Genomic DNA, 22486 nt, shown 5'->3' with positions numbered 1-22486 from the left:
CAGCTGGCCGACAATTGACGGACGGCTTTTTTCGTTTTCCCTGCGAACCCAGAGACATCCCATGAAACTCCCCGCCAAGGTCAAGATCGTCGACGTCGGTCCGCGCGACGGACTGCAGAACGAGAAGCAACCCGTCTCCGCCGAAATCAAGATCGGCCTCGTGCATCGCCTGCAGGACGCCGGCCTGAAGGAGATCGAGGTCACCAGCTTCGTGAGCCCCAAGTGGGTGCCGCAGATGGCCGACAACGCCGAGGTGATGCACGGCATCCAGCGCAAGCCCGGTGTGCGCTATTCGGTGCTCACGCCCAACATGAAGGGCTTCGAGGCCGCCATTGCCGCGCCGCGCGAAGAATGGCCCGACGAGATCGTGGTGTTCGGCGCCGCAAGCGAGGCCTTCAGCCAGAAGAACATCAACTGCTCGATCGCCGAGAGCATCGAGCGCTTCGCGCCGGTGGTGGCCGCGGCGCGCGAAAAAGGCATCGACGTGCGCGGCGCCATGTCGTGCACCGTCGGCTGCCCGTACGAAGGCGAGATCGCGCCCGAGCGCGTGGGCATGCTGGCGAAGCTGATGAAGGACATCGGCGTGCAGCGCGTGGACGTGGCCGACACCATCGGCGTGGGCACGCCGCGCAAGGTGCGGGCTGCCATCGAGGCCACGCTGGCGCACTTCGGCGTGGACCACATCTCGGGCCACTTCCACGACACTTACGGCCAGGCGCTGGTCAACACGCTGGCCTCGCTGGAGTTGGGGGTCTGGAACTTCCAGTCGTCCTCCGCCGGGCTGGGCGGCTGTCCCTACGCCAAGGGCGCGACCGGCAACGTGGCCACCGAAGACGTGGTGTACATGCTGCACGGCATGGGCATCGCCACAGGCATCGACCTGGACAAGCTGATCGACGCGGGCGTGTACATCAGCGATGCGCTGGGGCGCGAGCCGAATTCGCGTGCGTCGAAGGCGATCCGTACGAAAAGGGAAGCTTGATGTGCGGCGCTGAACTTCATTCGCTGCCCGAGGGCGTGCAGCGCGTTTCCCGTGTGCTGCAGGACGCGGGCCATCCGCATTTGCCGCGCATGCTCGACGATGCCTGCCGTACCGCGCAGCAGGCGGCCGACGCGCTCGGCATCCTGGTTGGGCAGATTGCCAAGAGCATCATCTTTCGCCGCAAGAGCGACGATGCGGCGGTGCTGGTCATCACCTCGGGCGACAAGCGGGTCGACGAGAAAAAAGTCGACGCACTCATCGGCAAGACCGGCCGCGCCGACGCCGAATTTGTGAAGGCGCGCACCGGCTTCACCATCGGCGGGGTGTCGCCGGTTGGGCATGCGACGAAGCCCGTGGTGCTGATCGACCGTGAGCTGTTCCGCTTCGAAGAGATCTGGGCGGCCGCGGGCCATCCGCACGCGGTGTTCCAGCTGCGTCCGCAAGACCTCGAGAAGCTCACCGGCGCGCCGGTGGCGGACGTGGTGTGACGTGAATTTCGACGCCGCCGAAACGCTGGCCGAGCGTGCCGCCACCGTACAGCGCTCGGGCGACGATGCGCCCTCGCCCTGCACCTCGGTCTGCCGCATGGACCGCCTGAGCGGCCTTTGCGAAGGATGCCTGCGCACCATCCCCGAGATCGCAGGCTGGAGCAAGATGGAAGACGCAGCGCGGCGCGGCGTGTGGCGCGCGATAGAGTTACGGGCACGGGCCGGCATCTGGCGCATCCCGGAGCCATCTGGAGACAAGCACGCATGAAGCACATCGACTTTTATCTGGACTTCATTTCGCCCTATGCGCACCTTGCCTTCGAGCACCTGCCCGAAGCACTCGAAGGCCTGAGCTACGACGTGGCCTACAAGCCGGTGCTGCTTGGCGCGCTGCTCAAGCACCATGGCCAGCTCGGCCCCGCGGAGATTCCGGCCAAGCGCAGCTGGACCTACCGGCATGTGCTCTGGCTCGGCCATGCGAACGGCATCCAGATCGAGATGCCGGCATCGCACCCGTACAACCCGCTCCCGCACCTGCGGCTCGCAGTCTCGACGTCGGACGACGGCAGCATCAGCCGCCTCGCGGCCGAAACCATCTTTCGCCACGTGTGGCGCGGCGGTGAAGAAGCGGGCGATGCCGCGCGGCTGGCCGCGCTCGCGGCGCAACTGAAGCCGAAGCGCGACATGAACAGCGACGAGAGCAAGGCCTTGCTCAAGCGCAACACCGACGAAGCCGTGCAGCTCGGCGTGTTCGGCACGCCCGCTTGCGTGGTCGACGGCCGCCTGTTCTGGGGCTTCGACGGGCTCGCGATGCTGCGTGCCTACCTCGGCGGCGACACGTGGTTCGACGGTCCGCAATGGGCCGGCGCCGACCAGCGGCCTTCCTTGCTGCGTGGCAGCAAAAACTGAGCGAAAGCCCCGATTTCTTACAACCTGAAACGATCCCTGCGGGTTTCACCTTAATCCGTAAGCGTCGGTTCAGTTTCGCGAAAGGCTCGGGTCAGTCGCGCCTCCAAGAATGCTTCACGGTCCCGAATGCCGGGGCTGAACGAACGCATACACAGGAGACGACGCAAATGGCAGCAACACTGGATTCGAGGGGGATGCCGCACCCGGCCCCCCGGCCCATGTCCGCGGAGGAAAAGAAGGTCATCTTCGCTTCCTCCCTTGGCACGGTGTTCGAGTGGTACGACTTCTACCTCTACGGTTCGCTGGCCGCGATCATCGCGAAGCAGTTCTTCAGCGGCCTCGATGCAGGCGCGGCCTTCATCTTTGCGCTGCTGGCATTCGCCGCGGGCTTCCTGGTGCGTCCGTTCGGCGCCATCGTGTTCGGCCGGCTCGGCGACATGATCGGGCGCAAGTACACCTTCCTGGTCACCATCCTGATCATGGGCCTGTCGACCTTCATCGTCGGCTTGCTGCCCAGCTACGCGACCATCGGCGTTGCCGCGCCGGTGATCCTGATTGCGCTGCGCATGCTGCAGGGCCTCGCGCTCGGCGGTGAGTACGGCGGTGCCGCCACTTATGTGGCCGAGCACTCGCCGCACGGCAAGCGCGGTGCCTACACCTCGTGGATTCAGACCACCGCAACGCTCGGCCTGTTCCTGAGCCTGCTGGTCATTCTGGGTGTGCGCACCTGGCTCGGCGAGCAGGCGTTCGGCGAGTGGGGCTGGCGCATTCCGTTCCTGGTGTCGATCGCGCTGCTCGGCATCTCGGTGTGGATTCGCCTGTCGCTGAGCGAATCGCCCGCCTTCCAGAAGATGAAGGCCGAGGGCAAGACCTCGAAGGCGCCGCTGTCCGAATCGTTCGGCCAGTGGAAGAACCTCAAGATCGTGATCCTGGCGCTCGTCGGCCTGACCGCCGGCCAGGCCGTGGTCTGGTACACGGGCCAGTTCTATGCGCTGTTCTTCCTGACGCAGCAACTGAAGGTCGACGGCACCACCGCCAACCTGATGATTGCCGCATCGCTGCTGCTGGGCACGCCGTTCTTCGTGGTGTTCGGTACGCTGTCGGACAAGATCGGCCGCAAGCCGATCATCATGGCCGGCTGCCTGCTGGCCGTGGTGACCTACTTCCCGGTCTTCAAGATGATCACGGAATACGCCAACCCCGACCTGGCCCGCGCACAAGCGACCGCCGGTGTCACGGTGACCGCCGATCCCAAGTCGTGCTCGTTCCAGGGCAACCCTGTGGCGCGCGAAATCGACTTCAGGAGCTCTTGCGACATTGCCAAGCGCTACCTGGTGCAGAACTCGGTGAGCTACGACAACGTCGAAGGCGCGCCGGGCTCCAAGGCCATCGTCAAGATCGGCAGCAAGACCATCGAGGCGCCCGTGGGCAACGTGGTCAACCTGAAGTTCGACGAAACATCTGCCAAGGAAATCGCTGCCTTCAAGAAGGGCGTTACCGAAGACCTGAAGGTTGCGGGCTACCCGGCCAAGGCCGACCCCGCCAAGATGAACAAGGTGATGGTCATTGCGCTGCTGTTCTGGCTGGTGCTCCTGGTCACGATGGTCTACGGTCCCATCGCCGCCATGCTGGTCGAGCTGTTCCCGACGCGCATCCGCTACACCTCGATGAGCCTGCCGTATCACATCGGCAACGGCTGGTTCGGCGGATTGCTGCCGACCACCGCCTTCGCGATCGTGGCGACCACCGGCAACATGTACAACGGCCTCTGGTACCCGATCATCATTGCGGCAATGACGCTGGTCATCGGCACGCTGTTCATCCGCGAAACGAAGGACGTGGACATCTACGCCAACGACTGACGCACGCATGTTCAGGAGGAGGGCGCGAGAGCCGGCCCTCCGTTCAACAAAGGGGCTTCATGCCGTCGGCATGAGGCCTTTTTCTTGAACCCATTGAACTCATCAGGAGATAGAACCCATGTGGAAACTCGTTGTCGGCTTCGTCATTTTTGCCGCTATTGCCCTTTATGTGATTTCGAAGGGCGGTGACAAGATCGACATGTCCGGCGAGAAGCACGGCGGCGACACGGTGCACGAGCCTGCGCCGGCTGCCCCGGCGGCGCCTGCTGCGCCTGCCAAGTAAGCCGCTACCGCTTGAAGCGGCCTTCGCTGACGATCGACAGGTCGACGTAGTCGATGCCTGTGTGGTCCTGCGGCGAGTAGTTCACGCCGAGGTTGCCGCCCACGTCGTACTGAAGGCGGTTGAGCGTGGCAATCAGCCTGGCGCGGGTCGGCTTGGGGCCGGTGCGGCGCAGGGCCTCCACCAGCACCTTGGTAGCCACGAAGCCTTCGAGCACTGCCGGCGAGAGCTCGGTCTGCCCCTTGGCCTGTGCAAGCGCCATCGCTTCCTTGATCAGCGGATGGCCGAACGCGCGCTCGTAGGGCAGCACCTGCGTGACGATCACGCCGGTGCTGGTCGAGCCGAGTTCCTTGATGAAGCCCGAGGCCGCGTTGTTCGAGAGCGTGATGATCTGCGCGGCCGAGCCAGCGGCCCGCAGCGCCTTCACGCCTTCGGTGACCGCGGTGCCCGAGCCGATCCACAGCACCGCCTGCGCGTTGGCCTTGATCAGCTGCGGCACGATGGCTGAATAGTCGGGCTTGCTGCGGTCGGCCAGCGCGAGCACGGCCGGCGCCAGGCCCGCCTTTTCGAAGCCCCTGCTCGCGCCTTCCATCGCGTCCTTGCCGAACGAATCGTCGGCCTGAACCACGGCAATGCGCTGGATGCCCGTCGTGTACAGGTGCTGCACCGCCTTTTCGGCCTCGCGCTGGTAGGTCGAGCGCACGTTGAAGATGTTTTTCTGCAGCGGCTTGTGCAGCGCCATGGCGCCGGTGGAAGGGGCGACCAGCGCCACGCCATATTTGTCGAGCAGGGGAATGACGGCAATGGTGTTGGGTGTGCCCCGGTTGAGCAGCAGCGCCAGAACCTTCTTGTCTTCGATGAGGATGCGGGTGTTCTCGAGCGAGCGCTTCGGGTCCAGGCCGTCGTCCAGCCGGATCACCTCGATCTGCTCGCCGTGAACGCCGCCCTGGGCGTTGACATGGTCGATGACCAGTTGCGAGCCCATGATCGTTTCCTTCACGCCGACCGCCGCCGGCCCCGACAGGTCGGCCGACTGGCCGATGACGATCTGCGCCGATGCACCGGAAGCGGCCACGGCGAAGAGCGCCAGAAGCGCGGCGGCGCGGAATCTGTACATCTTCATCGAACGACCTTTTCGCGAAGCGAATGCTTCCGTCGGAAGATGCGCAATGTGGTGCAGCGAGCGGCGTTCACTCGCTCGTGGAAACCCTGTCAAACCATGGTTTACGCACCCCGCCCGGGCACGGTTTACCGCTTGAAGCGGCCGTCGCTGATGATGGCCAGGTCGGCGAAGTCGATGCCCGAATGGTCCTGCGGCGAATAGCTCACCTCCAGTCCGCCGAGATCATAGGCGCGCAGGGTTTCGAGCGCTGCAAGCACCTTGGCGCGCGTGGGCTTCGGCCCGGCGCGGCGCAGTGCCTCCACCAGCACCTTGGCCGACGCAAAGCCCTCGAGCGCCGCCGGCGAGAGTTCGGCCTGGCCCTTGGCCTGCGCAAGCGCGATGGCTTCCTTGACCATCGGGTAGCTGATGGAGCGCTCGCTCGGGAACACCTGGGTCACGATCACCCCTTTGCTCGCATCGCCCAATTGCTTGATGAAGCCCGACGAAGCGTTGTTCGACAAGGTGACCACCTGCGCGAAGGATCCCGCCGCGCGCAGTGACTTGATGCCTTCGACCACCGCGACGCCCGAACCGATCCAGAGCACCGCCTGCGCGTTGGCGTCCTTGATGGCCGGCACGATGGTCTTGTAGTCGGGCTTCTCGCGGTCGGCCGGCACGGTGACGATGGGCTTGGACTGGGCCTTGGCAAAGCCGGTCATCGCGCCTTCGAGCGCGTCCTGCCCGAAGGAGTCGGTCACGTAGACCACCGCAATGCGCGCAATGCCGGTGGTGAGCAGGTGCTGGATCGCCTTTTCCGCTTCGCGCTGGTAGGTGGCGCGCACGTTGAAGACATGCTTGAGAACCGGCTTGTGCAGCGCCATGGCGCCGGTCGAAGGCGCGATGAGCGGCACGCCGTGCTTGTCGAGCCAGGGCACGATGGCCTGCGAATGCGGGGTGCCGCGGCTCAGGAACAGTGCCAGCACCTTTTTGTCTTCGATCAGCACGCGGGCGTTTTCGCTGGCGCGCTTCACGTCGAACGCATCGTCCATGCGCAGTATCTCGATCTTCTCGCCGTGAATGCCGCCTTGCGCATTGGCGGCATCGATCACCAGTTGGGCGCCGCCCAGGGCTTCGTTGACGCTTGCGGCCACCGAGCCGGTCACGCCGGTCGTCTGGCCGATCAGGATCTGGGCCGAAGCAGCCGTGGCGGCCATCGTCAGCAGGGCGGCGCAAAGCGTGTGCAGCTTCTTCATGGGTAACTTTCGGAGGTTCAGTCGTTAAACGGAAACAAAATGTGCTATTTGTTACTCAAAGTGTCTAAAACGGAATCCGTACAAACCCCTGCGCGGGCACAGACCATGTGACGGAATGCGCGAATTCGTCACCGGCCACTCCCTAGAATGTTTGCCCCACCCCCCAAGGCACTCATGACACAGGGCTCCATCCGGATTCGCGGCGCGCGCCAGCACAATCTCCAGAACCTCGATCTCGACATCCGCACCGGCGAGATGACCGTGGTCACCGGGCCCAGCGGCTCGGGCAAATCGAGCCTCGTGTTCGACACCCTCTATGCCGAAGGCCAGCGGCGCTACGTGGAGACCTTCTCCGCCTACGCGCGCCAGTTCCTGGACCGCATGGACAAGCCGGCGGTCGACAAGGTGGAGGGCGTGCCGCCCGCCATTGCCATCGACCAGACCAACCCGGTGCGCTCCTCGCGCTCCACGGTCGGCACCATGACCGAGCTCAACGACCACCTGAAGCTGCTCTACGCGCGCGCGGCCCAGCTGTTCGACCGCGAAACCGCGTTGCCGGTGCGCCACGATTCGCCCGACAGCATCTATGCGCAGATCGCCGAACGGGCGGCTGCGGCGGGCGATCCACGGCTGGTCGTTACCTTTCCGGTCGAGCTGCCGGCGGGCACATCGGCCGAAGAAGTAACGCAGTGGCTGTCGGCCAGCGGCTTCACGCGCGTGCAGTCGGAGCGCGAAGTGGCCACGCCCACCGGGCCGCGCAAGGTGCTCGACGTGGTGGCCGACCGCTTCCGCATCTCGGGCGCCGAGCGTTCGCGCGTGGTGGAGGCCATCGAGGTCGCTTTGAAGCGGGGCAGTGGCCGCGTCACAGTGCATGCCACGGGCGCGGAGGAAAACGCGCCCACCGACGTGTGGAAGTTCTCGACGGGCCTGCATTGCCCCGAGAGCGACATCCGCTACACCGACCCGATTCCGTCGATGTTCTCGTTCAACTCGGCCGTGGGTGCCTGCGAAACCTGCCGCGGCTTCGGCCGGGTGATCGGCGTCGACCTGGGCCTGGTGATTCCCAACGACAAGCTCACGCTGCGCGCCGGCGCGATCAAGACTATCCAGACCCCCGCCTGGAAAGAGGCGCAGGACGACCTCATGCGCCACGCCGAGGCGGCCGGCATTCCGCGCGACACGCCCTGGAACAAGCTCACCGACGAGCAGAAGCACTGGGTGATCGAGGGCACGCCCAACTACAAGGAAGGCAACTGGAACAAGCAGTGGTATGGCGTTCGCCGCTTCTTCGGCTACCTGGAGAGCAAGGCCTACAAGATGCACATTCGCGTGCTCTTGTCGAAGTACCGCAGCTATACGCCGTGCCCCGTGTGCAGCGGCGCGCGGCTCAAGCTCGACAGCCTGCTGTGGCGCATCGGCAGCAAGGAAGACGCCGACGCGGTGCTGGAACCCGCCAAGCGATTCATGCCAACCGGCGCGAAATGGACGCGTGCGCAGCTCGAGGCGCTCCCCGGCCTTTGCCTGCACGACCTGATGCTGCTGCCCATCGAGCGGCTGCGCCGCTTCTTCGACCGCGTCGAGCGGCACGGCAACGGCAACACCACGAGCGAGGGCGAGGCGCAGGCGCTGAAGCTGCTGTTCGAGGAAATCACCACCCGCCTGCGCTACCTGCACGACGTGGGCATCGGCTACCTCACGCTCGACCGCCAGAGCCGCACGCTCTCGGGCGGCGAGGTGCAGCGCATCAACCTCACGACGGCGCTCGGCACCTCGCTGGTCAACACGCTGTTCGTGCTCGACGAGCCCAGCATCGGCCTGCATCCGCGCGACATGAACCGCATCACCGAGGCCATGCTGCGCCTGCGCGACGCCGGCAACACGCTGGTGGTGGTCGAGCACGACCCGGCCGTGATGCTCGCGGCCGACCGCGTGATCGACATGGGCCCCGGCCCCGGCATTCGCGGCGGGCAGATCGTCTTCGACGGCACCACCGACCAGCTGCGCGACGCCGACACGCTCACCGGCCAGTACCTGGGCGGGCGCAAGAAAATCGGCATGGGCTTCAAGCGGCTGGTGAGCGAGAACACGCACCGGCTCATTCTCGAAGGTGCGCGCGAACACAACCTGCAGAACGTGACGGTCGAGTTTCCGCTCGCGCGCCTGGTGTGCGTGACCGGCGTCAGCGGCTCGGGCAAGTCGACGCTGATCCAGGACGTGCTGGCGCCCGCGCTCATGCGCCACTTCGGCAAGGCCACCGAAACGCCGGGTGCGCACGACCGCCTGCTGGGTGCCGATCACCTGGGCGACGTGGTCTTCGTCGACCAGTCGCCCATCGGCAAGACGGCGCGTTCCAATCCCGCGAGCTACGTGGGCGCGTGGGACGCGATTCGCGAGATCTTCGCCACCGCGGCGCTCTCACGCCAGCGCGGCTACACCGCGAGCAAGTTCAGCTTCAACTCCGGCGACGGGCGCTGCCCGACCTGCGGCGGCTCGGGCTTCGAGCACGTCGAGATGCAGTTCCTGTCGGACGTGTACCTGCGCTGCCCCGATTGCGACGGCAAGCGCTACCGCCCTGAAATCCTGGAAGTGCGCGTGGAGCGCAAGGGCAAGAACTACAACGTGGCCGATGTGCTCGACCTGACCGTAGCCGAAGCCGCGGCGGTGTTCGAGGCCGACCGCGACGTGCTGCGCGTGCTGCAGCCCATTTCCGATGTGGGGCTCGACTACGTCAAGCTCGGCCAGCCGGTGCCCACGCTGAGCGGCGGCGAGGCCCAGCGCCTGAAGCTCGCGGGCTTTCTGGCCGAGGCGGCCAAGAGCGCGACGGCCAGCAAGCAGTCGGTCGCGCGCAGGGGCACGCTGTTCTTGTTCGACGAGCCAACCACCGGTCTGCACTTCGACGACATTGCGCGCCTGATGCGCGCGCTGCGCAAGCTGCTCGACGCTGGGCATTCGCTGATCGTGATCGAGCACAACCTCGACGTGATCCGCGCGAGCGACTGGTGCATCGACCTCGGGCCCGAAGGCGGCGAGGGCGGCGGCCAGGTGGTGGCCGAGGGCACACCCGAGCAACTGCGCGAGAACCGCGCCTCGCTCACCGGCGCGGCGCTGGCCGACTATGAACTGGCCGTCGGCCCCGAGGCCTACAAGGTGGCGGAGCGCGCGGCACGGCGCTACATCGCCAATGCCAAGACGGCGCCGGGCAGCAATGCGATCGAGATCGTCAATGCGCGCGAGCACAACCTGAAGAACCTGAGCGTGAACATTCCGCGCGGCAAGTTCAGCGTGGTGACGGGCGTGAGCGGCTCGGGCAAATCGACACTGGCCTTCGACATCTTGTTCAACGAAGGACAGCGGCGGTATCTCGAGTCGCTCAACGCCTATGCGCGCAGCATCGTGCAGCCCGCGGGCCGGCCCGAAGTGGATGCGGTCTACGGCATTCCGCCCACGGTGGCCATCGAGCAGCGCCTGTCGCGCGGCGGCCGCAAGAGCACGGTGGGCACCACCACCGAGGTGTGGCACTTCCTGCGCCTCTTGTACGTGAAGCTGGGCATCCAGCATTGCACGCACGACGGCGCGGCGGTGCAACCGCAAACGCCGGACAGCATCGCGGCGCAGCTGATGCGCAACTTCAAGGGCCAGCACATCGGCCTGCTGGCGCCGCTGGTGAGCAACCGCAAGGGCGTGTACACCGAGCTGGCCGACTGGGCGCGCCCGCGCGGCTTCACGCACCTGCGCGTGGACGGCGACTTCCTGCCGACCACGGGCTTTCCGCGCATCGACCGCTTCAAGGAGCACAGCATCGAGCTGCCGGTGGCCAGCCTCGACGTGCTGCCCTCGAAGGAAACCGAACTGCGCGAGGCGCTGACCAAGGCGCTCGAGCACGGCAAGGGCGTGGTGCATGTGCTGAGCCAGCTCGACGGCCTCAAGGCCGCGATGATGGCCGGTGTGTCGGCGCACGGCATCGGCCGCGTGAACGTGTTCTCCACGCTGCGCGCCTGCCCGGTCTGCAGCACCAGCTATGCCGAACTCGACCCGCGCCTGTTCAGCTACAACAGCAAGCACGGCTGGTGCCCCGACTGCGTGGGCACCGGCGTCAAGCTCAGCAAGGACCAGCGCAAGGTCTTCGACGACTCGATTCGCGACGACGACAACAAGGGGCGCGAGCAGACCTTTGCCGAGCCCGAGGTGGAAGACCTGGCCGACACCGCCTGCCCGACCTGCGAAGGCACCCGGCTCAACGCCACGGCGCGCGCAGTGAGCTTCGGCGCATCGCTGGCGGACGGCATGGGCGGCATCGGCATTACCGAACTCGCGCGCATGAGCGTGACCGAAGTGAGGCAGTGGTTCGAAGGCCTGGTGCTGACGGGCCGCGAAGCCGAGATTGCGCGCGACCTGGTGCCCGAGATCAAGAGCCGCCTCGAGTTTCTCGAAGAGGTGGGCCTGGGCTACCTCACGCTCGACCGCGGCGCGCCGACACTGAGCGGCGGCGAAGCCCAGCGCATCCGGCTTGCGGCGCAGCTCGGCAGCAACCTGCAGGGCGTGTGCTACGTGCTCGACGAGCCGACCATCGGCCTGCATGCGCGCGACAACCAGATCCTGCTCGACGCGCTGCACAAGCTCGGCGACAAGGGCAACACGCTGGTGGTGGTGGAGCACGACGAAGACACCATCCGCCGCGCCGACCACATCATCGACATCGGCCCGAGCGCCGGCAAGCGGGGCGGGCGCCTCGTGGCCGAAGGCTCGGTGGCCGACATCCAGGCGGCGGGCGATTCGCAGACCGGCCGCTACCTGCGCGATGCCATCAAGCACCCGCTGCAGGCAAGGCGGCTGATTCCTTCTCCCGACCCGAAGGCGGAAGACAGCGGCCAATGGCTCACGGTGCACGGCGCCGACCTGCACAACCTGCAGGACCTGACCGCCACGCTGCCGCTGCATCGCCTGGTGGTGGTCACCGGCGTGAGCGGTTCGGGCAAGTCCACGCTCGCGCGCGACGTGCTGCTGGCCAGCGTGCAAGCGGTCGTGATCCAGCGCATGACCAAGGCCGGCCGCGACGCCGATGCCGCGGGCAAGCGTCCGGCGTGGTCCGGCTGCGATCGCGTCGAGGGCTACGAAACCATCGACCGCGTGCTCGAGGTCGACCAGACCCCCATCGGCAAGACACCGCGCAGTTGCCCGGCCACCTATATCGGTTTCTGGGACACCATCCGCAAGCTGTTTGCCGACACGCTCGAAGCCAAGGCGCGCGGCTACGGCCCGGCGCGCTTCAGCTTCAATACCGGCGAAGGCCGCTGCCCCGGCTGCGACGGTGCCGGCGTGCGCACCATCGAGATGAGCTTCCTGCCCGACGTGAAGGTGCCTTGCGAGGTGTGCCACGGCGCGCGCTTCAACCCCGAGACGCTGGCCGTGAGCTGGCGTGGCAAGAGCATCGGCGACGTGCTGCAGATGGAGGTGGACGAGGCGGTGGAGTTCTTCGCCGCCATGCCCAACATCAGCCATCCGCTGCAATTGCTGAAGGACGTCGGCCTCGGCTACCTCACGCTGGGCCAGCCTTCGCCCACGCTCTCGGGCGGCGAGGCGCAGCGGATCAAGCTGGTGACCGAACTCAGCAAGGTGCGCGACGACATCACCCGCCGCGGCCAGAAGGCGCCCCACACGCTCTATGTGCTCGACGAGCCGACCGTGGGCCTGCACATGGCCGACGTCGAGAAGCTGATCCACGTGCTGCACCGGCTGGTGAACGGCGGCCACAGCGTGGTGGTGATCGAGCATGACCTCGACCTGATCGCCGAGGCCGACTGGATCATCGACCTGGGGCCGGAAGGCGGCAACGCCGGCGGGCGCATCGTCGCGGCGGCGCCGCCGGAAGAGGTGGTGCGGCTGGGTACCCACACGGGCGTGGCGCTGGCGCCGGTGTTGACAAGATAGGGGGCTCGCAAAGCGCCGAAAGGCGGCGCACAATGGCTTCAATCCTTGGCGCAGGCGCATCCTGAATCAGCCATGGGGGATCGAGTCGGGTGACAGGATGAAGCGCCGTGCCGGGGCTACGCAAGGAGCCATGTCATGACCCGCTTCATCGATGTTCACAGCCTGGTTCGCCTGGTGGACGAAACCGGCGTTCCGCAATTTCTCAAGGCGCTGGCCGACGCGCTGCGCGACGATTTCCTGCGCTGGCGCGAGTTCGACAAGAAAGCGCGCGTGGCCAGCCATTCGCATCTCGGCGTGATCGAGCTGATGCCCGTGGCCGACGACGGCGCCTACGCCTTCAAATACGTCAACGGGCATCCGCACAACACCTCGGTCGGGCTGCCCACGGTCATGGCCTTCGGGGTGCTGGCCGAGGTCGATACCGGCTACCCGGTGCTGTTGTCCGAGCTCACGCTCACCACCGCGCTGCGTACCGCCGCCACCTCGGCCATGGCGGCGCAGGCCTTGGCGCGACCCGGCTCGCGCAGCCTGGCGCTGATCGGCAACGGCTCGCAAAGCGAGTTCCAGGCGCTGGCCTTTCATGCGCTGCTGGGCATCGAGGAAGTGCGTGTGTTCGACATCGACCCGCGTGCCACCGACAAGCTGGTGCGTCACTTGTCCGCTTGCACGCCGCTGGACGTCGTGCGCGCGCATTCCGTGGCCGATGCCGTGCGCGGCGCGGACATCGTCACCACCGTCACCGCATTTCAGGGGCAGGCCACCGTCCTCACGCCCGACATGATCGAGCCCGGCATGCACATCAATGCCGTGGGCGGCGATTCGCCCGGCAAGACCGAGCTGCACCCCGGCGTGCTGCGCCTGGCGCGCGTGTTCGTCGAGTACGAGCCCCAGACCCGCGTCGAGGGCGAAATCCAGCAGTTGCCGGCCGACTTTCCGGTGCACGAACTCTGGAAGGTGCTGGTCGGCGACGTGCCGGGCCGCGAAAGTGCCGACCAGGTCACGGTGTTCGATTCGGTCGGCTTCGCGCTCGAGGACTACACCGCGCTGCGCTACATCCATCAGCTGGCCATCGAGCGCGGCGTGGGCCAGCAGATTGCGCTGGTGCCCGAGCTCGACGACCCAAAGGATCTGTTCGGGTTGACCGCCTCCGGCCGGCGCCGTGCGGTGCTGCGGCGTGCGGCATGATGGGCGGCTTCGCAGCAACGCCCATCTGCTTTTTCATTCATGCTCACCATCTACAACGACCAGCACGCACTTCACCAAGGCAAAGTCGAGATGTTCCGCGGCGAGCTGGTGCCGTGCTTCGAGGTGCCCGCCCGCGTCGACCATGTGAAGCATGAACTGGAGCGTCGAGCCCTGGGTCCGTTGCAGGTGCCCGATGCATTCGATGAGGCGCTGCTGGCCAAGGTGCATGCGCCGCGCTACCTGGACTTCATTGCGCATGCGTGGGATGAATGGGTGGCGCTCGACCCGGCCAACGCCTCCCGCGATGCCCTGCCTTCGTACTGGCCCACGCGCGGCATGCGCACCGATGTGCTGCCCCAGAGCTTTCCGGCCCGCCTGGGCCTGTTCTCGTTCGACGCTGGCACGCCGCTCACGGCCGGCAGCTGGGCCGCCGCGCGGCATGGCGCCGCCTGCGCATGGACCGCGGCGCAGCGCGTTATCGGCGGCCGGCGCGCCGCCTTTGCACTCACTCGCCCGCCGGGCCACCATGCGGGTGCCGATTTCTTCGGCGGCTACTGCTTCGTCAACAACGCCGCGGTGGCCGCGCAGGCGCTGCGCGATGCCGGTGTGGAGCGCGTTGCCGTGCTCGACGTGGACTACCACCACGGCAACGGCACGCAGGCCATCTTCTATGAGCGAAGCGATGTTCACTTTGCAAGCCTGCACGGCGACCCGCTCACCGACTATCCGTATTACCTCGGCCATGCGGACGAGCGCGGCGCGGGCGAAGGGGTGGGCTTCAACCACAACCTGCCGCTCGCACGCGGCACCGGTTTTGTCGCATGGCGCGCGGCGCTCAGGTCGGCGCTCGACAACATTGCAAAGGTAAAGGCGGGTGCCCTCGTGGTGTCGCTCGGCGTCGACACCTTCGAGGGCGATCCGATCTCCGGCTTCAAGCTGAAAAGCGAGGACTACCTGCGCATGGGCGAAGACCTCGCGGGCGCGGGGTTGCCCACGGTGTTTGTGTTCGAGGGTGGCTACGCGGTCGCGGAAGTGGGCATCAACACGGTGAACGTGCTCGAAGGTTTCGGCCAGCGGGCCGGCTGAGGAACCTCGGCGACAGCAGTCGGGTGAGCACCGATTGCCGGGGACGGCGGGGCAAGGCCCAATCCGCGGTTCATTCAGTTTCAGGAGTCTTCCGCCATGTCCCGCCGTTCCCTTCTCTGTGCCGCCACGCTTGCCGCGTGCGGTCTTGCTTTTCCATTGGCGGCGCTTGCCCAGGCTTTTCCCAGCAAGCCGATCAAGCTGGTCATCGCCTTTCCGGCGGGCGGGCCGACCGACATCACGATGCGCCAGCTGGCCGACAACGCGAGCAAGATCCTCGGGCAGGCCGTGATCGTAGAGAACAAGCCCGGCGCCGGCGGCACGCTGCCGGCGCAGGCGCTGCAAACCTCGCAGCCCGACGGCTACACGGTCGCGCAGATTCCGCTCGGCGTGTTCCGCCTCGGCTACACCACCAAGATCAACTGGGACCCGCTCAAGGACATCAGCTACGTCCTCAATGTGACGGGTTACGCCTTCGGCATCGTGGTGCCGGCCAGCAGCCCCTTCAAGACCTGGGCCGACTTTGTCGCCTACGCCAAGGCCAATCCCGGCAAGCTCACCTATGGCTCCACGGGCAACCTGACGAGTCCGCACCTCACGACCGAAATCATTGCGCAGAAGGCCGGCATCGAACTGCAGCACGTGCCCTACAAGGGCAGCGCCGACCTGATGCTCGCGGTGGTCAGCGGCCAGCTCATGGCCGCCGCCGACAGCACCGGCTTTGCGCCGCAAGTCGAAGCCGGCAAGCTGCGGGTGCTGAACACCTGGGGCGAAAAACGCCTGGCCAAGTTCCCCGATGCGCCGACGCTGAAGGAACTGGGCTACGACTTGGTGCAGAACTCGCCGTTCGGTATCGGCGCCCCCAAGGGCACGCCGCCCGAGGTGGTTAAGAAGCTGCACGACGCGTTCAAGCAGGCCATGGAAGAGCCAAGCTACGTGGCCTCGCTCGGCCGCTACGACATGCTGCCGAACTACATGAGCTCTGAAACCTATACCAAGTTTGCGCAGGAGACCGTGGTGAAGGAGAAGGCTGTCATCGAGAAGCTGGGCTTGGCGAAGCCGAACTGAGGGTGGACGGCCCGCTGCGGTCAGGGCCGGCGCGGCCAGACAGTACTGCTCGCGCCACTTCGCTGAAACCTGCCCCGCGCTCGCCCTCGGTCACGTAGCGCGGCAGGTGCTCCAGCTGCGGCACGAAGCGCGCCACGTTCGCCACGCCGACGCTGTTCGCAAAGGTGCGGAACATCAGCTGGTCGTTGGTCGAATCGCCCACATAGGCCCAGCGATCGATTTCGTCGTCGAGCGTGCGGCCCCACAGCTCACGCACGATCCAGCGCGCGCCTTCGAGCTTGTCGTTGTTGCCGTACCAGCCGTTGATGTGAATGCTGCTCACGGTGGCGTGCATGCCTTCGCTGCGCATCAGCGTCACCACCTGTGCGATGGTTTCCTCGCTCAGCTGCGTGAACTCGCTGTGGTCGATGGCGATGTCGGTCTCGCGGCCCGGCGAGTCGGTGGCGCGCCGGGCGCCCGGAATCTCGCGCTCGATGCGCGCCAGCACGGCTTGCATGCGGTCGAAATTGGCGGCGCGGGTTGCCGCGTCCTGCTGGTAGCGCTTTTGCAGCTTGCCTTCCGGAAGAGGCAATAAAGCGACCGCGCCGTTTTCCGCCACGATGGAATCCACGGGCCAGGCGGAAACGAAAGGCTCGCTCCAGCCTACCGGACGACCGGTGATCGCCACGACCTGAAGCCCGGCGGCCTTGAGGTCTCCAAGCGCCTTCAGCGCATCGGGCGTGATGGCGCCTTCTGTCGTGAGCGTGTCGTCGATGTCGGTGAACACGCCGACCAGGTTGCCGCGCGCGGTCGCCGCCCATTGCGACAGCGGCAGCAGATGGGTGGGCGAGGAGGGCAGCGAAGTCGACTGGCGCATGCCTGGCTCAGCCCGCGCTCTGCAGTGCCAGCCCCGCGTGCTCGCGCAGCGGATGGAAATGGATCTTCGGAAAGCGCTCCTGCGCCAACCGCACGTCGTACGGCGACGTGCACAGGAAGGCCAGCGTGTCGGCCGCGTCCTTGGCCATGCGCACCGGGTACGCGTTGACGAACTCGCGCAACTCGGCCGGGGTGTCGGCCGTGATCCAGCGTGCACCCGTGTACTGGCAGCCCTCGAGCCGCACGTCGGCGTCGTACTCGGCCTTCAGGCGGTGCTGCACCACTTCGAACTGCAGCTGGCCGACAGCGCCCAGCAGCATCGGCCCGCCGACCTCGGGACGGAACACCTGGATCGCGCCTTCTTCGCCGAGCTGGGCCAGGCCCTGCTGCAACTGCTTGGTACGCAGCGGGTTTTTCAGAATCACCGTCATGAACAGTTCGGGCGCGAAGAAGGGCAGGCCGGTGAACTGCAGGCTCGCGCCGTCGGTGATGGTGTCGCCCAGTTGCACGCCGCCATGCGTGGTGAAGCCCACGATGTCGCCCGCATAGGCCTCTTCGACCGCCTCGCGGCGCTGGCTCATGAACGTGACGACGCTGGTGGGGCGCAGCTCCTTCGAGGTGCGCTGCACCTTGAGCTTCATGCCCGGCGTGTACTTGCCCGAGGCCATGCGCACGAAGGCGATGCGGTCACGGTGGTTGGCGTCCATGTTGGCCTGCACCTTGAAGACCACGCCCGCGAAGTCCTTGTCCTCGGGCTGGATCTCTTTCACCACCGGCTGGCGGTTGACCATCGTGGTGCTGGTGCGCGACTGGGGCGAGGGCGCCAGGTCGACCAGCGCGTCGAGCACTTCCATCACGCCGAAGTTGTTCACGCCGGAGCCGAAGAACACCGGGGTCTGCTTGCCGGCCAGGAAGGCCTCGCGATCCCAGGTGGGGGAAGCGCCGGTGGCCAGCTCCATGCTGTCCATGGCGGATTCGAAATCGGCGCCGAATCGCTTGGTGAGCGTGTCGCGTTCGGTGAGCGCGATGGTCTCGAAGTCGTGCGGCAACCGCTCGCTGCCCGACTCGAACACCGTCATCGTCTGCGTGCGCAGGTTCATGATCCCGCGGAAGCTCTTGCCTTGGCCGACCGGCCAGGTCATGGGCACGCAGGGCATGCCAAGCTCGCGCTCCACCTCGTCGAGGATGTCGAGCGGCTCGCGCACTTCGCGGTCCATCTTGTTGACGAAGGTGATGATGGGCGTATCGCGCTGGCGGCAGACCTCGATCAGTCGGCGCGTCTGCGCTTCCACACCGTTGGCCGCATCGATCACCATCAGGGCCGAGTCGACGGCCGTGAGCACGCGGTAGGTGTCTTCCGAGAAGTCCTTGTGGCCGGGCGTGTCGAGCAGGTTGATGACGTGGTCGCGGTACAGCATCTGCATGACCGACGAGGCCACCGAGATGCCGCGCTGCTTTTCAATTTCCATCCAGTCGGAAGTCGCATGGCGCGAGGCCTTGCGCGCCTTGACCGAGCCGGCGATCTGGATCGCGCCGGAGAAAAGCAGCAGCTTCTCGGTCAGCGTGGTCTTGCCGGCGTCAGGGTGGGAAATGATCGCGAAGGTGCGACGGCGGCGGGTTTCGGCAACAAAAGACAAGGTGGGCAATCTGCAGGGGGATTGCCCGATTTTAGAAGGCGGCCCGGGAACCCACCGGCCAAGGCCGGAAACGTCCGCCTTGGGCGCCTTACTTCCGCTGCAGCAGCTTGGTCACTTCGTCCACATTGGCCTGTATGCGCTGGCGCACCAGCTCGAAGGAATCGGCTTGCGACTTGGCGGCAAGGTTGGCGAGTTCCTTGATGTCGTCGATGGCGCGCTGGAACGATTGGCGGCCGAGTTCGTCGAGCTTGGCGAGGTTGGCCTTGGGGTCCTTGCCGGGCATTTCCTTGGCGGCCGTCTGCCATTCGACGATGGCGTTCTTGATCATCTCGGTTTGCCGTTGCACCACGGTCTGCAGGCCCTGGTAGGACTTTTGGTTCGCCTGCATCAGCGTCTGAAGGTCCTTCTGGCCGTTGGCGAGCAGCTTGCTCGCGCCGCCGGTCAGGTTGAGTTCCTGCAGCCGGTCGGTCATGGCCTTGAGGTTCTTCAGCGGATTGAGCATGTCGGCGGCCTCGGGGCCCGCCGCCTTGGTGCTGCTGCTGGCAGTGGTTTTCTTTGCGGCGGCTTTCTTGGCAGTGGCCATGGTGCGGTATCTCCTGTGTCGGTGTCGGGTGAACGGGTGAATGACAAGGACCGGCCGGACGGCAAAGTCCCTCGCCACGATACGCCGCAGCGGCACGCCCGCGGCTGCCGCTGCGACAAATTTGCCTGCGGGATTTCCCTTGGATTACATCGGCGGCGCGAAACCGTTGCGCCCGGCGGTGACCCGCAGCGCCGTGGGGATGCCGTTCTTTTCCTGTGCGTTGACCAGCACCTTGGCGCCAGGCACCAGCAGGGATTCGGTGCCGGGACGGAAGGTCACGACCGGCACATCAGGCGGCACGATGACAGTCTTTTCTCCGCCCTTGTAGGTCAGCCGGAGTTGTTGTCCGCCGCGCACCGATTTTGGCGCTGCGGCCAGATCCGCCACGGTGGCATTGGTCATGGTGCTCTGCGGCAGCAGGTCCCACGGACGGTGGCCTTCGCCGGTACCGCGCGCGGCCTCGGGGAACACCACCACCTCGAGCGCCTTCTGCGTGCCGTCGGCCTGCGGCATGGCGGCGGTGCCGATGAAGCTGCCCTGCTTGATGTCGGACAGCTTGATCGGATAGACCTCCGACACCGTCATGTCGGCCGGCCGCGCAAGGCTGACGACTTCGCCGCCGCGGTCTTGCACCACGAGGGTCTTCGCGTCGACGCGGACGATGGTGCCGCGGATGCGCACGGGGTCGGAGGCTGCCTGCTGCTGCGCGGAGGCAAGGACCGGCGCACCGGCGGCAAGAAGGGCAGCCGAGGCCAGCAAGACCTGGGAGATTCTGACGAGCATGGATGGAACTTCCGTCGTTGGGAGCAGATCAATGTACGCCCCGGATGTGAAACGCGCTTTCCGGTATGTGGGATATCCCGGCGATTGGCTCGCATCGCCACGCCGTCTACAATCCCCTGTTCCGAGGAGCGTTGCAGCGCCATCAGGCGTGAGGCTCGGACTACATCGCAACCACGCTCACCCGCTGTTCTCGCGGTGAGTCTTTTCCCCGAACGCAGTGGCACCTTTCAAACTAGCTTTGTTGGAGTTCTCATGAGCGCTGTTCTCAAGCCCACCCCCGTTTCCACCGCCGACCAGGCGATTGCCGACCTGTCGCTGGCCGCCTGGGGCCGCAAGGAAATCCGCATCGCGGAAACCGAAATGCCCGGCCTGATGGCCATCCGCGAGGAGTTCTCGAAGGGGCAGCCGCTCAAGGGCGCGCGCATCACGGGCTCGCTGCACATGACGATCCAGACCGCCGTGCTGATCGAAACGCTGCAAGCGCTCGGTGCCACCGTGCGCTGGGCTTCGTGCAACATCTTCTCGACGCAGGACCACGCCGCCGCCGCCATTGCCGCCGCCGGCACGCCGGTGTTCGCGATCAAGGGCGAGTCGCTGAAAGACTACTGGGACTACACCCACGCCATCTTCGACTTCGGCCCCAAGGGCTCGAAGGGCGAGGGCCCGAACATGATCCTGGACGACGGCGGCGATGCCACGCTGCTGATGCACCTGGGCCAGCGCGCCGAGAAGGATCTGGGCGTGCTTGCCAACCCGACGAGCGAGGAAGAACGCATCCTCTACGCGGCCATCAAGGCCAAGCTGGCAGTCGATTCGACCTGGTACACCCGCAAGTCGGCCGAGATCATCGGCGTGACCGAAGAGACGACCACCGGCGTGCACCGCCTGAACGAGATGAGCGCCAAGGGCACGCTGCTGTTCCGCGCCATCAACGTGAACGACTCGGTCACCAAGAGCAAGTTCGACAACCTCTACGGCTGCCGCGAATCGCTGGTGGACGGCATCAAGCGCGCCACCGATGTGATGATCGCCGGCAAGGTGGCTTGCGTGGCTGGCTACGGCGACGTGGGCAAGGGCTCGGCCCAGGCACTGCGCGCACTGTCGGCGCAAGTGTGGGTCACGGAAATCGACCCGATCAACGCCTTGCAGGCCGCAATGGAAGGCTACAAGGTCGTCACGATGGAATATGCCGCCGACAAGGCCGACATCTTCGTGACCACCACCGGCAACAAGGACGTCATCACGCATGACACCATGGCCAGGATGAAGGACCAGGCCATCGTCTGCAACATCGGCCACTTCGACAACGAGATCGACGTGGCGTCGATCGAGAAGTACGAGTGGGAAGAAATCAAGCCGCAGGTCGACCACATCAAGTTCCCCGACGGCAAGAAGATCATCCTGCTGGCCAAGGGCCGTCTCGTGAACCTGGGCTGCGGCACGGGCCACCCGAGCTTCGTGATGTCGTCGTCGTTCGCGAACCAGACCATCGCCCAGATCGAGCTCTTCACCAAGCCCGACGCCTACCAGGCCGGCAAGGTCTACGTGCTGCCCAAGCACCTCGACGAGAAGGTTGCGCGCCTGCACCTGAAGAAGGTCGGCGCGATGCTCACCGAACTGACGGACGAGCAAGCCGCCTACATCGGCGTGAACAAGGCGGGTCCGTACAAGGCGGACACGTACCGGTACTGAATGCGCGCTGATCAATTGCTGGTGGAACGCGGCCTCGCCGCGTCGCGCTCGCAGGCCGTGCGGCTCATTGCCGGCGGCATGCGCTGGCGCGATGCGGGCACGGGCGATGCGTGGCGCTCGGTCGTGAAGAACCGCGACGAAGTGCCCGAGTCCGCCGAGCTCGAACTCGACGATGCCGCAGAAGCGCGCTACGTGTCGCGCGGCGGGCTCAAGCTCGAAGGCGCGCTGGCTGCAAGCAGCGTGGACCCGTCGGGCAAGCTGTGCCTCGACGTTGGCCAATCGACCGGCGGCTTCACCGATTGCCTGCTGCAGCGCGGCGCTGCGAAGGTGGTGGGCGTCGACGTGGGCCATGGGCAGCTGCATGCGCGGTTGCGCGAGGACGAGCGTGTCGTGGCCATCGAGGGCGTCAATGCGCGAGCCTTGTCGCCGGACGACCTTCAGGAAGAAGGCGAAGAGCCTTCCGAACTGCGTTTCGACCTCATCGTCGGCGACCTGTCGTTCATCTCACAAACGCTGGTGCTGCCGGCCGTGGTGCCGTTCCTGGCCGACGACGGGCACCTGCTGGTGCTGGTCAAGCCGCAGTTCGAACTGCAGCCGGGGCAGGTCGGCAAGGGCGGCATCGTGCGCGACGAGTCGATGTATGCGGTGGTCGAAAAGCGCCTGCGCGATGCCTGCGAAGCGCTCGAGCTTCGCGTGCTGCAGTGGTTCGACAGCCCCATTGCCGGCGGCGACGGCAACCGCGAGTTTTTCATTCACGCCGTGCGCGTTGCTCACGCGAACGGCTCTTAAGGAGACG

18 protein-coding genes and 1 riboswitch are annotated in these 22486 nt (G+C 66.1%); of the genes, 12 read left to right on the top strand and 6 right to left on the bottom strand.

Annotated features, from left to right (window positions below; genetic code table 11):
- The first annotated feature begins 61 nt into the window (after window positions 1-61).
- The 6 genes from ABIC94_RS20440 (at window position 62) to ABIC94_RS20415 (ending at window position 4524) form a co-directional block, all read left to right on the top strand.
- Window positions 62-982, top strand: coding sequence for a hydroxymethylglutaryl-CoA lyase (locus ABIC94_RS20440; protein ID WP_354374803.1), 921 nt, complete (start codon window positions 62-64; stop codon window positions 980-982).
- Entirely contained in the window at window positions 982-1470 is a 489-nt protein-coding gene (locus tag ABIC94_RS20435; RefSeq protein ID WP_354374802.1) for a YbaK/EbsC family protein, read from the top strand. Before ABIC94_RS20440 ends, ABIC94_RS20435 begins: the two co-directional genes overlap by 1 nt.
- A 1-nt stretch (window position 1471) precedes the next feature.
- Window positions 1472-1738, top strand: a complete 267-nt coding sequence (locus tag ABIC94_RS20430; RefSeq protein ID WP_354374801.1) for a DUF1289 domain-containing protein — start codon at window positions 1472-1474, stop codon at window positions 1736-1738.
- Complete coding sequence (locus tag ABIC94_RS20425; RefSeq protein ID WP_354374800.1) at window positions 1735-2379, top strand: 2-hydroxychromene-2-carboxylate isomerase; 645 nt, start codon at window positions 1735-1737, stop codon at window positions 2377-2379. Before ABIC94_RS20430 ends, ABIC94_RS20425 begins: the two co-directional genes overlap by 4 nt.
- Window positions 2380-2546: 167 nt before the next feature.
- Window positions 2547-4241, top strand: coding sequence for an MFS transporter (locus ABIC94_RS20420; RefSeq protein WP_354374799.1), 1695 nt, complete (start codon window positions 2547-2549; stop codon window positions 4239-4241).
- A gap of 118 nt (window positions 4242-4359) precedes the next feature.
- On the top strand, window positions 4360-4524 hold the full coding sequence (locus tag ABIC94_RS20415) for a hypothetical protein (RefSeq protein ID WP_354374798.1): 165 nt from the start codon (window positions 4360-4362) through the stop codon (window positions 4522-4524).
- A 4-nt stretch (window positions 4525-4528) separates the two neighbouring features.
- Here ABIC94_RS20415 and ABIC94_RS20410 read toward each other — a convergent pair whose 3' ends face one another.
- Window positions 4529-5644 carry an ABC transporter substrate-binding protein gene (locus ABIC94_RS20410; RefSeq protein WP_354374797.1) on the bottom strand — a complete coding sequence of 372 codons (1116 nt, stop codon included), beginning with the start codon at window positions 5642-5644 and terminating at the stop codon, window positions 4529-4531.
- A 125-nt stretch (window positions 5645-5769) separates the two neighbouring features.
- Window positions 5770-6876, bottom strand: coding sequence for an ABC transporter substrate-binding protein (locus ABIC94_RS20405; protein ID WP_354374796.1), 1107 nt, complete (start codon window positions 6874-6876; stop codon window positions 5770-5772).
- A gap of 174 nt (window positions 6877-7050) precedes the next feature.
- Between ABIC94_RS20405 and uvrA the strand changes: the two genes are divergently transcribed.
- From uvrA to ABIC94_RS20385, 4 genes are all read left to right on the top strand, one after another.
- Window positions 7051-12804 carry an excinuclease ABC subunit UvrA gene (gene uvrA, locus ABIC94_RS20400; RefSeq protein ID WP_354374795.1) on the top strand — a complete coding sequence of 1918 codons (5754 nt, stop codon included), beginning with the start codon at window positions 7051-7053 and terminating at the stop codon, window positions 12802-12804.
- A gap of 135 nt (window positions 12805-12939) precedes the next feature.
- A complete protein-coding gene (locus ABIC94_RS20395) occupies window positions 12940-13989 on the top strand; it encodes an ornithine cyclodeaminase (protein ID WP_354374794.1) in 1050 nt (349 codons plus the stop codon).
- A gap of 39 nt (window positions 13990-14028) precedes the next feature.
- A complete protein-coding gene (locus ABIC94_RS20390; RefSeq protein WP_354374793.1) occupies window positions 14029-15075 on the top strand; it encodes a histone deacetylase family protein in 1047 nt (348 codons plus the stop codon).
- Window positions 15076-15171: 96 nt separating this feature from the next.
- Window positions 15172-16140 (top strand): Bug family tripartite tricarboxylate transporter substrate binding protein, encoded by a 969-nt coding sequence (locus tag ABIC94_RS20385; protein WP_354374792.1) that lies wholly within the window; start codon window positions 15172-15174, stop codon window positions 16138-16140.
- Here ABIC94_RS20385 and ABIC94_RS20380 read toward each other — a convergent pair.
- From ABIC94_RS20380 to ABIC94_RS20365, 4 genes are all read right to left on the bottom strand, one after another.
- The gene (locus tag ABIC94_RS20380) at window positions 16106-16996 is read right to left on the bottom strand and encodes an HAD-IIB family hydrolase (RefSeq protein WP_354374791.1); all 891 of its coding nucleotides are present in this window, start codon (window positions 16994-16996) and stop codon (window positions 16106-16108) included. The genes ABIC94_RS20385 and ABIC94_RS20380 overlap by 35 nt on opposite strands.
- A 7-nt stretch (window positions 16997-17003) precedes the next feature.
- On the bottom strand, window positions 17004-18632 hold the full coding sequence (locus tag ABIC94_RS20375; RefSeq protein ID WP_354374790.1) for a peptide chain release factor 3: 1629 nt from the start codon (window positions 18630-18632) through the stop codon (window positions 17004-17006).
- 88 nt (window positions 18633-18720) lie between these two features.
- Window positions 18721-19215: a TIGR01841 family phasin gene (gene phaP / locus ABIC94_RS20370; RefSeq protein ID WP_354374789.1), complete on the bottom strand. Its 495-nt coding sequence runs from the start codon at window positions 19213-19215 to the stop codon at window positions 18721-18723.
- A gap of 144 nt (window positions 19216-19359) precedes the next feature.
- The gene (locus ABIC94_RS20365; protein ID WP_354374788.1) at window positions 19360-19998 is read right to left on the bottom strand and encodes a hypothetical protein; all 639 of its coding nucleotides are present in this window, start codon (window positions 19996-19998) and stop codon (window positions 19360-19362) included.
- A 117-nt stretch (window positions 19999-20115) separates the two neighbouring features.
- Window positions 20116-20184: riboswitch (S-adenosyl-L-homocysteine riboswitch) on the top strand.
- A gap of 66 nt (window positions 20185-20250) precedes the next feature.
- Between ABIC94_RS20365 and ahcY the strand changes: the two genes are divergently transcribed.
- Both ahcY and ABIC94_RS20355 read left to right on the top strand, forming a co-directional pair.
- The gene (gene ahcY, locus ABIC94_RS20360) at window positions 20251-21690 is read left to right on the top strand and encodes an adenosylhomocysteinase (protein ID WP_354374787.1); all 1440 of its coding nucleotides are present in this window, start codon (window positions 20251-20253) and stop codon (window positions 21688-21690) included.
- Window positions 21691-22479 carry a TlyA family RNA methyltransferase gene (locus tag ABIC94_RS20355; RefSeq protein ID WP_354374786.1) on the top strand — a complete coding sequence of 263 codons (789 nt, stop codon included), beginning with the start codon at window positions 21691-21693 and terminating at the stop codon, window positions 22477-22479.
- Window positions 22480-22486 lie beyond the last annotated feature (7 nt).

This window comes from Variovorax paradoxus, from assembly GCF_040544635.1.
Lineage (GTDB): Bacteria > Pseudomonadota > Gammaproteobacteria > Burkholderiales > Burkholderiaceae_C > Variovorax > Variovorax paradoxus_R.
The sequence above is the reverse complement of the archived record's forward strand: the minus strand, read 5'-3'. Positions and strand labels throughout refer to the sequence as shown.